Below are 14,496 nucleotides of genomic sequence, written 5' to 3' on the forward strand. Positions count from 1 at the left end.
CGGAACGTCCAAGGCTGCATTCCCACGCAGAGCGTGGAAACGATCAATTATTCAGCCGGGTCTTTCGGGGTTTCAGTCTCGTCTGCTGCCACTTCACCTTCCGCATCCGGGTTCAGTGCGCCCGCTTCTTCATCTGCAGCGGCTTTCTTGCGTTGCAGCTTTTCCTCTTTCTTCTGTTCCTTGGCCAAGTCTCTCTGACGTTTGGCGAAGGAGTAATTAGGTTTGGCCATGGGCGATCCTCTAGGGTCGAAGGTGAGGGTGGGCGGCGCGCGGCTGCCTTGGGTCGCTATGGTAGCAGCTTAGCAGCGCGGTTGGCCTTCACTTACCGCTGGCGTAAGCGGCGAGCAGGCCGTTGAACAGTTGATTGAGGTGCATGGCTGGGGCTCCAATGAGTGATAGGCCGATGATATTCAGTTGCTGCGCGATTGGCTGGTAGATTGTGTTGATCAGTCTGATAGCCTAAAGTTGTATACAATCTGTTGATGCAGATCATAAGAACTCAAGCCTGATTGAGGCACCCTTGTCGCAATACGCGTTATTCAACCCTGCCTTGGAGATTCACATGTTCGCCAAACTCGTTGCTGTTTCCCTGCTGACTCTGGCTAGCGGCCAGTTGCTTGCTTCAGAGTGCAAGGTCACTGTCGACTCCACCGACCAGATGTCGTTCAACACCAAAGAAATCACCATCGACAAGAGCTGCAAGCAGTTCACCGTCGAGCTGACCCACTCCGGCAACCTGCCGAAAAACGTCATGGGCCATAACTGGGTGCTGACCAGCGCCGCCAACATGCAGCCAGTGGCCACCGACGGCATGGCCGCCGGCATTGACAAGGATTACCTCAAGGCAGGCGACGACCGCATCATCGCCCACACCAAAATCATTGGTGCCGGCGAGAAAGATTCGGTGACCTTCGATGTGTCCAAGCTGGCTGCGGGTACCGATTACGCATTTTTCTGCTCGTTCCCGGGCCACATTTCGATGATGAAAGGCACTGTGGTCGTTAAATAACACCGCGTTATCGTTCATCGGGGGCAAGCCCCCTCTCACAGTTGACCGAGTTCCAGCATAAGAACGCGGTTGAATGTGGGAGGGGGCTTGCCCCCGATAGCATTCTGACAATCAACACAAAACTATCGGCCTCACCTCAAGGCGCAAACGGCATCACCCGCTTGTGCTCCGTCTTGCGATAGGTCTCGCTGATAATCCTGAATGCTTCCTCACGCACCGGCTCCCCGTGCAGGAACGCATCGATCTCGGCATAGGTCACGCCATGTGACGCTTCGTCCGGCTTGCCCGGCGACAGGTCTTCCAAATCGGCGGTCGGGACTTTTTCCACCAACGACTCCGGCGCGCCGAAATGCCGCGCAATGGCGCGCACCTGGTTTTTCACCAGCCCGCTCAGCGGCGCCAGGTCGCAGGCGCCATCGCCAAACTTGGTGAAAAAGCCCATCACGGCTTCCGCCGCGTGGTCGGTCCCGATCACCAACCCACCGGCCGCGCCCGCGATGGTGTACTGCGCGACCATGCGCATGCGCGCCTTGGTGTTGCCCAGCACGAAGTCGCGGGAGGCCACCGGCTTGCCCTCGAACGCCGCGACTTCATTGGCCAGGGCTTTGACCGCCGGGCCGATGTTGACGGTGTGGCGCTCGTCCGGCTCGATAAAGTCCACCGATGCCTGGGCTTCGTGCTCATCGAACTGGGTTTCGTAGGGCAGGCGCACGGCGATAAAGCGATAGGCCTCATCGCCACTGCTGGCGCGCAATTGCTGCACGGCGCGCTGGGCCAAGAGGCCGGCGGTCAGGGAGTCGACACCGCCACTGATGCCCAGTACCAACGACTTGAGCCCGGAATTGCGCAGGCAGTCCTGAATAAAAGCCACCCGCCTGGCGACTTCTGCTTCAAGCGCGGCCTGGTCTTTGAACGGTGCTTGCACCTTGAGCTGCTGCGCAATCTCACGCTGTACGGCTTGCATGATTCACTCCTTGCTGGATAGGGCAGGTACTTTGAAAACGTGACGCAAATAGGCGACGAAATTGGGATCGGTGCAGTGGGTCTTGCCCGCTTCGTCGGAAATCTTGGCGACGGGCTGGCCATTGCAGGCGGTCATTTTAAGCACGATGCTCATCGGTTCCACCCCTGGAATGTCACAGGTCAGGTTGGTGCCGATGCCAAAGCTCACATTGATGCGGCCACGCAGCGCGCGGAAAATCTCAAGGGCCTTGGGCAGCGTCAGGCTGTCGGAGAACACCAGGGTCTTGCTCATCGGTTCGATGCCCAGCTTGTGGTAATGGGCGATGGCTTTTTCCGCCCACTGCACCGGGTCGCCGGAGTCGTGGCGCAGGCCATCGAACAGCTTGGCGAAGTACAGATCGAAGTCGCCGAGGAATGCATCGGTGGTGATGCAGTCGGTCAGGGCGATGCCCAGCAGGCCACGGTATTCGCGCACCCAGCAATCGAGGGCGGCGATCTGGCTGTCGATCAGGCGCGGGCCGAGTTGCTGGTGGGCCATGATCCATTCATGGGCCATGGTGCCCAGCGGCTTCATGTCGAATTCGCGGGCCAGGTGCACGTTGCTGGTGCCGACAAAACGCCCGGGGAAGTCGTGCTTGAGCACGCTGACCACCTCTTCCTGCACCCGGTACGAGAAGCGCCGGCGCGTGCCGAAGTCGGCCACTTGCAGCTCCGACAGTTCGTCGCTGCTGGCATTGGCCGTCAGCCAGTCGAACTTGCGGTACAGCTGTTCGCGGGCCTGTTCCAGGATCACGGTCTGGTAGCGGTAGCGGTTGCGTACTTCGCTGACGATGGCCAGCATCGGCACTTCAAACAGGATCACATGCAGCCACGGCCCGCGCAGGCGGATAAACAGCTCGCCGTTCTCGATACCGGTCTGCACATAGCGCAGGTTGAAGCGGAACAGTCCCAGAAAGCGCAGGAAATCCGGCTTCATAAAGCTGATGCGTTCCAGGAAACCCAACTGGTCCGGGCTCAGGCTCAACTCGGCGAGACGCTCGATCTGGTAGCGGATCTCCGCCAGGTAGGGGCGCAGGTCTTCGCTGTTACGGCAACGAAACTCCCATTCAACTTCCACGTTCGGGTAGTTGTGCAGCACCGCCTGCATCATGGTCAGCTTGTAGAAGTCGGTGTCGAGCAGGTTCTGCACGATGCGATCGGCAAACACACTCTCGCTCATAACGGGAATCTCCAGACGGGTCGGCGAGGGGCGCCGGCCTTTACGCACGATTGGGGTAGGGGGCTAGTGGCGCATAGACCCGTGGGGTTTTGCCAGTGATTTTTTTGCCAAGGCCACTGGCGCCATCGGGAGCAAGCCCCCTCCCACAGTTTGAAATGCATTCCAACCTGTGGGAGGGGGCTTGCCCCCGATAGCGGTATTCCAGGCACTACACAACCTGCTCCATCATCCACTTCACAAATTCGCGCACCTTCGGCACTTCCGCCGCGTGCTCCGGATAAGCCAGGTAATAGGCATCCTGGCTCGGCATCGCATGCTGCCAGGGAATCACCAGCTTGCCGTCGGCCAGTTCCTCTTCCACCAGAAACCTGGGCAGCAATGCCACGCCGCAGCCGACTTGCGCCGCGCGAATGCACATATAAAAGGTGTCAAAGCGCGGCCCGTGGTAACTGTGCTCGGTGTGCAAACCCTGGCTGGCGAACCAGTCATGCCAGCCCTGGGGGCGCGAGGCGTTTTGCAGCAGCACCAGCTCGCTCAGTTGGGTGGGGTCGCTGAACGGCGCTTCCGGCAGGCTCTCTGGCGAACATACCGGTACAAGCTCTTCGCTGAACAACTTCAGGCTCTCGGTGCCGGGGCGTGAACCCTGGCCGAAATAGAACGCCAAGTCGGCCTTGCCTTGCAGCAGTTCATCCGGTTCCTGCTCGTTGCACAGGTCCAGGTGGATCTGCGGGTGGCGCAGGCGCCAGCCCTTGAGGCGCGGCACCAGCCAGCGTGCGCCGAAGGTGTAGGGCGTGGACACGCGCAGTACTTCGGTCTCGCCGCCGTAGGAACGCAGGTAGTGGGTGGACATCTCCACCTGGGTGAGGATCTTGCGCACTTCCACCAGGTACAAATCGCCCGCCGGGGTCATCTGCAAGCGGCGCCGCACGCGTCGAAACAGCAGGTGTTGCAGCAATTCTTCCAGTTGCGCCACCTGTTTGCTCACCGCGCTTTGCGTGAGGTTCAGCTCCTCGGCGGCGCGGGTAAAGCTCAGGTGGCGGGTGGCGGCTTCGAAACACTGCAGCGCAGTGATCGAGGGCAAATGTCTTTTGTTCAGCACGGCCTGCCTCTTTTTATTCTTTGCATGAATAAACGGAATGATATCTCGCCTAATCGTCGTTTGTTGGCAAGTCTTGGGCCAGCTACAAATAAGGTCTGGATCGCCGTGCCGGACGCGGCGCACATTTTTCTGTTTGTGATTGAAGGAGTGACCCATGGTTGCCGCATTGCTTGACCGTCTAGGGGTAAACCCGGCGCTGTACCAGGCGGGCACCCAGCCCGTGCATTCGCCGATCGATGGCAGCCGCATCGGCAGTGTGCACTGGGAAGGTGCCGCCGAGGTGGAGCAGCAGGTCAGTCGTGCCGAGCATGCATTCGACGCCTGGCGCAAGGTACCGGCCCCGCGTCGCGGCGAGCTGGTGCGTCAGTTCGGCGATGTGTTGCGCCAGTACAAGGCCGACCTGGGCGAGCTGGTCTCCTGGGAAGCCGGCAAGATCACCCAGGAAGGCCTTGGCGAGGTGCAGGAAATGATCGACATCTGCGATTTCGCCGTCGGCTTGTCGCGCCAGCTCTACGGCTTGACCATCGCGTCCGAGCGCCCCGGCCACCATATGCGTGAAACCTGGCACCCGCTGGGCGTGGTCGGCGTGATCAGCGCGTTCAACTTCCCGGTCGCCGTGTGGGCGTGGAATACCACGCTGGCGCTGGTGTGCGGCAACGCGGTGATCTGGAAACCCTCGGAAAAGACCCCGCTCACCGCGCTGGCCTGCCAGGCGCTGTTCGAGCGCGTGCTGAAGGATTTCAAGGAGGCGCCGCCGTACCTCAGCCAAGTGATTATCGGCGGCCGCGACGCCGGCGCCGCGCTGGTGGACGACCCGCGCGTGGCGCTGATCAGCGCCACCGGCAGCACGCGCATGGGCCGCGAAGTCGCGCCCAAAGTTGCCGCGCGCTTTGCCCGCAGCATCCTTGAGCTGGGCGGCAATAATGCGATGATCCTCGGCCCGAGCGCCGACCTGGACATGGCGGTACGCGCCATTCTGTTCAGTGCGGTCGGCACCGCTGGGCAGCGGTGCACCACCCTGCGCCGGCTGATCGCCCACGAGTCGGTCAAGGCCGAAATCGTCACCCGCCTCAAGGCCGCCTACGCCAAGGTGCGCATCGGCCACCCGCTGGAAGGCAACCTGATCGGCCCGCTGATCGACAAGCACGGCTTCGACAACATGCAGGACGCCCTGGAGCAAGCCCTGAGCGAGGGCGGCAAGGTGTTCGGCGGCAAGCGCCAGCTGGAAGACCAGTTCCCCAACGCTTACTACGTATCGCCGGCGATTGTGGAAATGCCCGAGCAGAGCGACGTGGTGTGCACCGAAACCTTCGCGCCGATTCTGTATGTGATCGGCTACACCGACTTCGCCGAAGCCCTGCGCCTGAACAACGCGGTGCCACAAGGCTTGTCGTCGTGCATTTTCACCACTGACGTGCGCGAAGCCGAGCAGTTCATGTCGGCGGTGGGCAGCGACTGCGGGATTGCCAACGTCAACATCGGCCCGAGTGGCGCGGAAATTGGCGGTGCGTTCGGCGGCGAGAAAGAGACCGGCGGCGGGCGTGAATCAGGCTCGGATGCATGGCGCGGGTATATGCGTCGCCAGACCAATACCGTGAACTACTCGCTGGAATTGCCATTGGCCCAAGGCATCACCTTCGACTGAAGCCTCAAGTCGAAGTCAAGGCAATGTGGGAGGGTTTGCAGGTCAAACTGATTGTTGTTGATAGTGAGGTCAGTGTGGGAGGGGGCTTGCCCCCGATAGCAGTGGATCAGCTGTGCATTGGTTAGCTGACACGCCGCCATCGGGAGCAAGCCCCCTCCCACAGTTGATTGGGTTTGCACGTCAAAATAATCGTTGTTTGTTAGGTTTCATCCTGGAGTCTGGCAATGGCATTACGCGAAACATGTTTGTGGGAACACCTCACCCCCAGCCGTCCGGATCGCGCCGCGCTCAAGGGCGAGATCAAGGCGGATGTGTGCGTGATCGGCGCCGGTATCACCGGTTTGTCGGCGGCTATTCATTTGCTCGAGCAGGGTAAAAGCGTCGCCGTGCTGGAGGCCCATCGCACCGGTCACGGCGGTTCGGGACGCAACGTCGGGCTGGTCAACGCCGGTCTGTGGATCCCGCCGGACGAGATCGAAGCCGGTTTCGGCGAAGCCGTGGGCAGTCAGCTCAACCGCATGTTGGGCGCGGCGCCGTCGCTGGTGTTCAGTCTGATCGACAAATACAACATCGATTGCCAATTGCGCCGCGAGGGCACCCTGCACATGGCGCACAACGCCCGTGGCGAGGCGGATTTGCGCAGTCGTGAAGAACAATGGAAGCGCCGGGGCGCGCCGGTCGAGTTGTTGACCGGGCAGGCCTGCGAGCAAGCCACCGGCACCAGCAAAATCGCCGCCGCGCTGCTGGATCGGCGCGCCGGCACCTTGAACCCCATGGCCTACACCAGCGGCCTGGCGAATGCAGCCGTCGGCTTGGGCGGGCAGTTATTCGATCATTCTCCTGTCACCCAGCTTGAGCGCCAGGGCGCCGACTGGCTGGTGCAGACCGCCCAGGGCGCGGTGCGCGCTGCACAGGTGGTGATCGCCTCCAATGCCTACACCGAAGGTGAATGGACCGAGCTGCGCCGTAACTTCTTCCCCGGTTATTACTATCAAGTTGCGTCGGCGCCGCTCACCGATGACGCCGCCACGCGCATCCTGCCTGGCGGCCAGGGCTCATGGGACACGCGCCAGGTGCTGAGCAGCATCCGCCGGGATGCCGAGGGTCGCCTGTTGCTCGGCAGCCTGGGCAACGGCAACCAGAAACCGGCCTGGTTCCTCAAGGCGTGGGCCGATCGAGTGCAGCAGCACTACTTCCCGTATCTCAAATCGGTGCAGTGGGAATACACCTGGACCGGCTGCATCGCCTTTACGCCCGATCACTTGATGCGTTTGTTCGAACCGGCACCCGGTCTGGTGGCGGTCACCGGTTACAACGGGCGCGGGGTGACTACCGGCAGCGTCGTCGGCAAGGCGTTCGCCGATTATTTGTGTCACCAGAATCCCCAAGCGTTGCCGATCCCCTTCGCACCGATGCAACCCCTGGCGGGTGCAGGCCTGCGCAGTTGCCTGTATGAAGCGGGTTTTTCGCTGTATCACGCGGGCCAATGCTTGCGGATCGTGATCTGATCCGTGAAATACACCTCAAAAGCCGGCATTTTCTTAGCCGGCTATCCATCTGTATTGGTGCAAGTCGTAGCAGTCGCGCACTGTAAATGTGCACTTCCGTTACGCACGGGGTTACAGGTAGTGGAGCTGTCGTTTATCGCTACGGTTGCAGGTGCCACCGCTAAAGGTTGTACTTTTTTGACTGACTGGTTGCACCTGTCGGGGCTAGGCGGTTGCACGTCCTGGCAAAGGGACTCGAAACGCCTGTAATTACAATGACACCGTGTCTTTTTGAAGAATAAAAACGTAATGGCACGCGGCTTGCTCTGAGCTTTCGGTGAAAGGTTTGAATGCAAGTTGTCGTGCCAAAAATCAAAAATATCGGAGCACCACTCATGTCCCAGACGTTTTACAAGAAAGGTTTTCTGGCCCTCGCCGTTGCAGCGGCGCTGGGTGTTTCTACGTTTGTTCAAGCTGATGTGAAAATTGGCGTGGCAGGCCCGATGACGGGCGCCAACGCCGCTTTCGGTGAGCAGTACATGAAGGGTGCCCAGGCGGCTGCCGATGAGGTCAACAAGGCCGGTGGCATCAACGGCGAGAAGATCGTGCTGGTGGCCGGCGATGACGCCTGCGAGCCCAAACAAGCGGTGGCCGTGGCCAACCGCCTGGCCGACCAGGACAAAGTGATCGGCGTGGTCGGGCACTTCTGCTCGTCCAACACCATCCCGGCCTCCGAGGTGTATGACGAAGCGGGCATCATCGCGATCACCCCAGGCTCCACCAACCCACAGGTGACCGAGCGGGGCCTTGGCGCCATGTTCCGCATGTGCGGGCGTGACGACCAGCAGGGCATCGTTGCCGGCGACTACATCGTCGACGTGCTCAAGGGCAAGAAAGTCGCGGTCATCAACGACAAGGACACCTACGGCAAAGGCCTGGCCGATGCCACCGCTGCCCAGTTGACCAAGCGCGGCGTGAAGCCGGTGCTGGAAGAAGGCCTGACCCGTGGCGAAAAAGACTTCAGCGCCCTGGTCACCAAGATCCGCTCCCTGGGCGCCGACGTCGTGTACTTCGGTGGCCTGCACCCGGAAGCCGGCCCGCTGGTTCGCCAGATCCGTGAAGCTGGCTTGAAAGACGTCAAGTTCATGTCCGACGACGGCATCGTGACCGACGAGCTGGTGGCGACTGCTGGTGGTGCGCAGTACGTGGACGGCGTCTACATGACCTTCGGCGCCGACCCGCGTCTGCTGCCGGACAGCAAGGCGGTAGTGGAACAGTTCCGCAAAAACGGTACCGAGCCGGAAGGGTACACCTTGTACGCCTACGCCTCGATCCAGGCCCTGGCCGCCGGCTTCAACGGTGCCAAGTCCAACAAGGGCGAGGACGCCGCCAAATGGTTGAAGGCTCACCCGGTCAAAACCGTCATGGGCGAAAAAGCCTGGGATGCCAAGGGTGACCTGAAAATCTCCGACTACGTGGTGTACCAGTGGGACAAGGACGGTAAATACCACCAGCTGGAAAAGCAGAAGTAAGCCATGTGGGAGGGGGCTTGCCCCCGATAGCGGTGTGTCAGTCATTAGATGTCTAGCTGACCTGCCGCATCGGGGGCAAGCCCCCTCCCACATTGGGACAGTGTTGTTATTGAGATCTGTCTTTTCCTCCAGAAGCGCCGCACACCCACCGGTGTGCAGGTGCTCACCGCGTGAGATTGCGTTATGGATGGTATTTTCCTGCAGCAACTGGTCAATGGCCTGACCCTCGGGTCAGTCTATGGCCTGATCGCCATCGGCTACACGATGGTCTATGGCATCATTGGCATGATCAACTTCGCCCACGGCGAGGTGTATATGATTTCCGCTTATCTCGCGGCGATCAGTCTGGCACTGCTGGCTTACTTCGGCATCGAATCCTTCCCGCTGCTCATTCTCGGCACCCTGATCTTCACCGTCGTCGTCACCGGCGTGTACGGCTGGGTCATCGAGCGTGTCGCCTACAAGCCGCTGCGTAACTCCACCCGACTGGCTCCGCTGATCAGCGCCATCGGCATTTCGCTGATCCTGCAGAACTACGCGCAAATCGCCCAGGGCGCCAAGCAACAAGGCATTCCCACCCTGCTGGCCGGCGCCTGGCGTGTCGATATCGGCAGCGGGTTCGTGCAGCTGACCTACACCAAAGTGTTCATCCTCGTGGCGGCATTCGCCGGCATGGCGTTGCTCACCTACATCATCAAATACACCAAGCTTGGCCGCATGTGCCGAGCCACCCAGCAAGACCGCAAGATGGCCTCGATCCTGGGCATCAACACCGACCGCGTGATCTCCTACGTATTCGTCATCGGCGCCGCCATGGCCGCGCTGGCCGGCGTGCTGATCACCCTCAATTACGGCACCTTCGACTTCTATGCCGGCTTCATCATTGGCATCAAGGCATTTACCGCAGCGGTACTCGGCGGCATTGGCTCCCTGCCTGGGGCGATGCTGGGCGGGATCATCCTGGGTATTTCCGAGTCGCTGTTCTCGGGGTTGATCAACTCTGACTACAAAGACGTGTTCAGTTTCTCCCTGCTGGTGGTGATTCTGATTTTCCGTCCCCAGGGCCTGCTTGGTCGCCCACTCGTGGCGAAGGTGTAAACATGTCTGCTGCCAAATCTATCGATATCAAGAAAAGTGTGGTCGATACGGTCCTCGCCGGGCTGATTTCCCTGATCGTGTTCGGTCCGATCGTCGGCGTGGTACTCGACGGCTACAGCTTCAACCTGGAACCGGCGCGCGTGGCCACGCTGGTGGCCATTGTGATGATCGGGCGCTTTGCCCTCAGCCTGTTCCTGCAAACCCCCAAGGGCGTGAAGATCCTGCAGGGTTTCGAAAGCAGCGGCTCCGGCGTGCACGTGTTGCCGCCAGACTACAAGTCGCGGCTGCGCTGGATCATCCCGGCCTTGATCGTGATCGCTATCGTGTTCCCGATCTTTGCCAACAAGTACCTGCTGACCGTGGTGATCCTCGGGCTGATCTACGTTTTGCTCGGCCTGGGCCTGAACATCGTGGTGGGCCTGGCCGGTCTGCTCGACCTGGGTTACGTGGCGTTCTACGCCATCGGCGCCTACGGCCTGGCGCTGGGTTACCAATACCTTGGCCTGGGGTTCTGGACGGTGCTGCCGCTGGCAGCCATCGCGGCGGCGCTGGCGGGGTGCATACTCGGCTTCCCGGTATTGCGAATGCACGGTGACTACCTGGCCATCGTGACCCTGGGCTTCGGTGAAATCATTCGCCTGGTGCTCAACAACTGGCTGTCGTTCACCGGTGGCCCGAATGGCATGCCGGTGCCTTCGCCGACCTTCCTCGGGTTGGAATTCGGCAAGCGTGCCAAGGATGGCGGCGTCCCGTTCCACGAGTTCTTCGGCATCGATTACAACCCCAATATCAAGTTCATGTTCATCTACATCGTGCTGTTCCTGGTGGTGCTGGCCGTGCTGTACATCAAGCACCGCCTGACGCGCATGCCGGTCGGCCGCGCCTGGGAAGCCCTGCGCGAAGACGAGATCGCCTGCCGCTCCATGGGCCTGAACCACGTGCTGGTCAAGCTCTCGGCGTTCACCATCGGTGCCTCCACGGCCGGTTTGGCCGGGGTGTTCTTCGCCAGCTACCAGGGCTTCGTCAACCCGTCGTCGTTCACCTTCTTCGAGTCGGCGTTGATCCTGGCCATCGTGGTATTGGGCGGCATGGGCTCCACGGTTGGTGTGGTGATCGCGGCGTTCGTGCTGACCGTTGCGCCGGAGCTGCTGCGCAGCTTCTCCGAATACCGCGTGCTGCTGTTTGGCGTGTTGATGGTGGTGATGATGATCTGGCGACCGCGCGGTTTGATCCGCATCAGCCGTACCGGTGTGACACCACGTAAAGGAGTGGCGCCATGAGCAAGGAAGTCGTCCTTTCCGTTGAGCACCTGATGATGCACTTCGGTGGCATCAAGGCCTTGAGCGATGTGAGCCTCAAGGTCAAGCGCAACTCGATCTTCGCCCTGATCGGCCCCAACGGCGCAGGCAAGACCACCGTGTTCAACTGCCTCACCGGTTTCTACAAGGCCAGTGGCGGCAAGATCGAACTCAACGTGCGTGGCAAGCAGACCAATGTCATCCAGTTGCTGGGCGAGCGCTTCCAGGCCACCGATTTCGTGTCGCCGAAAAGCTTTCTCAGCCGGGTGTACTACAAGATGTTCGGCGGCACTCACCTGGTGAACCGCGCCGGCCTGGCGCGCACTTTCCAGAACATTCGCCTGTTCAAGGAAATGTCGGTGCTGGAAAACCTGCTGGTGGCCCAGCACATGTGGGTCAACCGCAACATGCTCGCGGGTATCCTCAACACCAAGGGCTACCGCAAGGCTGAAAGCGATGCCCTTGACCATGCGTTCTACTGGCTGGAAGTGGTGGACCTGGTGGACTGCGCCAACCGCCTGGCCGGTGAGCTTTCCTACGGCCAGCAGCGCCGCCTGGAAATCGCCCGCGCGATGTGCACGCGGCCGCAGATCATCTGCCTGGATGAACCGGCAGCCGGCCTCAACCCCCAGGAAACCGAAGCCCTCAGCGCGATGATTCGCCTGTTGCGCGACGAACACGACCTCACGGTGGTGCTGATCGAACACGACATGGGCATGGTGATGAGTATTTCCGACCACATCGTGGTGCTGGACCACGGCAACGTGATCGCCGAAGGCGGGCCGGACGCGATCCGCAACGACCCGAAAGTGATTGCCGCCTACCTGGGCGCGGACGAAGAGGAACTCGTATGAACGGGCCTATCCTCGAAATGAAGGACCTGGACGTGTTCTACGGCCCGATCCAGGCCCTGAAAAAAGTCTCGCTGCACATCAACGAAGGCGAGACCGTCAGCCTGATCGGCTCCAACGGCGCGGGCAAATCCACGCTGCTGATGTCGATCTTTGGCCAGCCAAGGGCCGAGTCGGGGCAGATCCTCTATAACGGCGTGGACATTACCCACAAGTCGTCTCATTACATCGCCTCCAATGGCATCGCGCAGTCGCCGGAAGGGCGCCGGGTATTCCCCGACATGACCGTCGAGGAAAACCTGCTGATGGGCACCATCCCCATTGGCGACAAGTTCGCGCAGGAAGACATGCAGCGCATGTTCGAGCTGTTTCCACGGCTCAAGGAGCGGCGTAACCAGCGCGCGATGACCATGTCCGGTGGCGAACAGCAAATGCTCGCCATCGCCCGCGCACTGATGAGCCGGCCCAAGCTGTTGCTGCTCGATGAGCCCAGCCTGGGCCTGGCACCGATTGTGGTGAAGCAGATCTTTTCTACCCTGCGCGAGTTGGCATCCACCGGGATGACCATCTTTTTGGTGGAACAGAACGCCAACCACGCCCTGCGCCTGTCGGATCGGGCGTACGTGATGGTCAACGGCGAGATTCGCCTGACAGGCACCGGCAAGGAACTGCTGGTGAACGAGGAAGTGCGCAACGCCTACCTCGGCGGCCACTGATCTAACTAACACCTCGGTCCCCTGTGGGAGGGGGCTTGCCCCCGATGGCGGTATGTCAGTATCAACTGTACTGACTGAGCCACCGCTATCGGGAGCAAGCCCCCTCCCACATTGGTTTTTGAGTTCATTTCGAAATTGTGGAAAACAAATCCAGCCTCCCTCCAAAGCGCGACATATAGCCGCCGCAAATCCCTGTTTTGTCACAGTTTTGACTTGTCCCCATCCGCTGTGGAACCGGCTGTGGGTAACGTGGGAATAGCTGGCTGAAAGCCCCGTAAAACGTGGCTTGTAGGCGGTTGGTTATTATTTGATCATGGGTTTTTTCGCGACCTGACGAGCCGTTTGTCAACCTGTTTAAAGTCACAGGTATATGACGGTTTCATGTCATCAAAGCCTGTGGATAAGTCTGTGACTAAACTCTGGAAAGACTGCCGCAGAGGCCGGAATGACTGGCCTGGAGCCATCGTCCAGATTGTCAGCGCGGAAAACCCCTACATACGCCCCGGTCCAGGTCAAGCAAAAAACTTTCTAAAATCAGCTGCAAGCCTTGTATAACGTGGCCCGTGGCGTTTTGCACTTGCCCCCAAAGACTGTGGGCGCAGTTGTGGATAACCTGCGCGTACATGGCTGCAGGCCACGATTTGCCCGGCTCTGCCCGGTACGGTTAAAAAGTGACCAGGCAAACGTGAAGGTGCGTGCGTAGCGGTTGCCGCGAAGACGGCGTAAGGGCATTCTGCTGGCAACTTTTTCCCGTTGCCCGCAAGGAGAACACCATGTCCGACACGCTGTTTATTACTGGCGCCACTTCAGGTTTCGGTGAAGCCTGTGCCCGTCGTTTTGCCGAAGCTGGCTGGAAGCTGGTGCTCACTGGCCGGCGGGCCGAGCGCCTGAATGCGCTGGTCGAAGAGCTCTCCAAGCAGACCGAAGTGCATGGCCTGGTAGTGGACGTACGTGACCGCAAAGGCATGGAAGAGGCCATCGCAAGCCTGCCGCCGTCGTTCGCCACGCTGCGCGGGCTGATCAACAACGCCGGCCTGGCCGTGGGCACCGACCCTGCGCCCAAGTGCAACCTCGACGATTGGGAAACCATGGTCGACACCAACATCAAGGGGCTGCTGACCACCACCAACCTGCTGCTGCCACGCCTGATCGCCCACGGCCGTGGCGCCGGGATCATCAACCTGGGTTCCATCGCCGGTAATTACCCTTATCCGGGCAGCCATGTGTACGGCGGCTCCAAGGCGTTCGTAAAGCAGTTCTCGCTGAACCTGCGCTGCGACCTGCAAGGCACTGGCGTGCGGGTGACCAACATCGAGCCGGGTTTGTGCGAGAGCGAGTTTTCGCTGGTGCGTTTCGGCGGCGATCAGGCGCGCTATGACGCGACCTATGCCGGTGCCGAGCCGATCCAGCCGCAGGATATTGCTGACACGATCTTCTGGGTCATGAACACGCCGGCGCACGTGAACATCAACCGCTTGGAGCTGATGCCGGTGAGCCAGACCTGGGCTGGGTTTGCGATTGAGCGTGGGGCCAAGTAAGGCTTTACACCGAGTCGTCTGCATCGGGGGCAAGCCCCCTC

13 protein-coding genes are annotated in these 14,496 nt (G+C 60.5%); 9 read left to right on the forward strand and 4 right to left on the reverse strand.

Features of this window, described 5'->3' with window-relative positions:
- Window positions 1-47: 47 nt before the first annotated feature.
- Window positions 48-230 carry a hypothetical protein gene (locus tag C4J94_RS02785; protein ID WP_057724239.1) on the reverse strand — a complete coding sequence of 61 codons (183 nt, stop codon included), beginning with the start codon at window positions 228-230 and terminating at the stop codon, window positions 48-50.
- Window positions 231-562: 332 nt separating this feature from the next.
- On the opposite strand from C4J94_RS02785, the gene azu reads away from it, so the two are divergent.
- A complete protein-coding gene (gene azu / locus C4J94_RS02790; RefSeq protein ID WP_124384876.1) occupies window positions 563-1,009 on the forward strand; it encodes an azurin in 447 nt (148 codons plus the stop codon).
- 136 nt (window positions 1,010-1,145) lie between these two features.
- Here azu and nadE read toward each other — a convergent pair whose 3' ends face one another.
- The 3 genes from nadE to C4J94_RS02805 all read right to left on the reverse strand — a co-directional run bounded on the left by nadE (window position 1,146) and on the right by C4J94_RS02805 (window position 4,290).
- Window positions 1,146-1,973, reverse strand: coding sequence for an ammonia-dependent NAD(+) synthetase (gene nadE / locus C4J94_RS02795; protein WP_124384877.1), 828 nt, complete (start codon window positions 1,971-1,973; stop codon window positions 1,146-1,148).
- A gap of 3 nt (window positions 1,974-1,976) precedes the next feature.
- On the reverse strand, window positions 1,977-3,191 hold the full coding sequence (pncB, locus tag C4J94_RS02800) for a nicotinate phosphoribosyltransferase (protein WP_124361042.1): 1,215 nt from the start codon (window positions 3,189-3,191) through the stop codon (window positions 1,977-1,979).
- Between the two features lie 208 nt (window positions 3,192-3,399).
- Window positions 3,400-4,290, reverse strand: coding sequence for a LysR family transcriptional regulator (locus tag C4J94_RS02805; RefSeq protein WP_124384878.1), 891 nt, complete (start codon window positions 4,288-4,290; stop codon window positions 3,400-3,402).
- Window positions 4,291-4,444: 154 nt separating this feature from the next.
- On the opposite strand from C4J94_RS02805, the gene C4J94_RS02810 reads away from it, so the two are divergent.
- The 8 genes from C4J94_RS02810 to C4J94_RS02850 all read left to right on the forward strand — a co-directional run bounded on the left by C4J94_RS02810 (window position 4,445) and on the right by C4J94_RS02850 (window position 14,455).
- Window positions 4,445-5,935: an aldehyde dehydrogenase family protein gene (locus C4J94_RS02810; protein WP_124384879.1), complete on the forward strand. Its 1,491-nt coding sequence runs from the start codon at window positions 4,445-4,447 to the stop codon at window positions 5,933-5,935.
- Between the two features lie 224 nt (window positions 5,936-6,159).
- Window positions 6,160-7,443 (forward strand): FAD-binding oxidoreductase, encoded by a 1,284-nt coding sequence (locus C4J94_RS02815; RefSeq protein ID WP_124384880.1) that lies wholly within the window; start codon window positions 6,160-6,162, stop codon window positions 7,441-7,443.
- Between the two features lie 374 nt (window positions 7,444-7,817).
- A complete protein-coding gene (locus tag C4J94_RS02820; RefSeq protein ID WP_124384881.1) occupies window positions 7,818-8,954 on the forward strand; it encodes a branched-chain amino acid ABC transporter substrate-binding protein in 1,137 nt (378 codons plus the stop codon).
- 183 nt (window positions 8,955-9,137) lie between these two features.
- A complete protein-coding gene (locus tag C4J94_RS02825; protein ID WP_003236186.1) occupies window positions 9,138-10,052 on the forward strand; it encodes a branched-chain amino acid ABC transporter permease in 915 nt (304 codons plus the stop codon).
- Window positions 10,053-10,054: 2 nt separating this feature from the next.
- Entirely contained in the window at window positions 10,055-11,332 is a 1,278-nt protein-coding gene (livM, locus tag C4J94_RS02830) for a high-affinity branched-chain amino acid ABC transporter permease LivM (RefSeq protein WP_124384882.1), read from the forward strand.
- Window positions 11,329-12,204 carry an ABC transporter ATP-binding protein gene (locus tag C4J94_RS02835; RefSeq protein WP_124384883.1) on the forward strand — a complete coding sequence of 292 codons (876 nt, stop codon included), beginning with the start codon at window positions 11,329-11,331 and terminating at the stop codon, window positions 12,202-12,204. The genes livM and C4J94_RS02835 overlap by 4 nt, the downstream gene beginning before the upstream one ends.
- Window positions 12,201-12,917 carry an ABC transporter ATP-binding protein gene (locus C4J94_RS02840; protein ID WP_124365647.1) on the forward strand — a complete coding sequence of 239 codons (717 nt, stop codon included), beginning with the start codon at window positions 12,201-12,203 and terminating at the stop codon, window positions 12,915-12,917. Before C4J94_RS02835 ends, C4J94_RS02840 begins: the two co-directional genes overlap by 4 nt.
- 773 nt (window positions 12,918-13,690) lie before the next feature.
- On the forward strand, window positions 13,691-14,455 hold the full coding sequence (locus C4J94_RS02850) for an SDR family oxidoreductase (RefSeq protein WP_124384884.1): 765 nt from the start codon (window positions 13,691-13,693) through the stop codon (window positions 14,453-14,455).
- Window positions 14,456-14,496 lie beyond the last annotated feature (41 nt).

It is taken from the genome of Pseudomonas sp. R5-89-07 (assembly GCF_003851685.1).
GTDB lineage: Bacteria > Pseudomonadota > Gammaproteobacteria > Pseudomonadales > Pseudomonadaceae > Aquipseudomonas.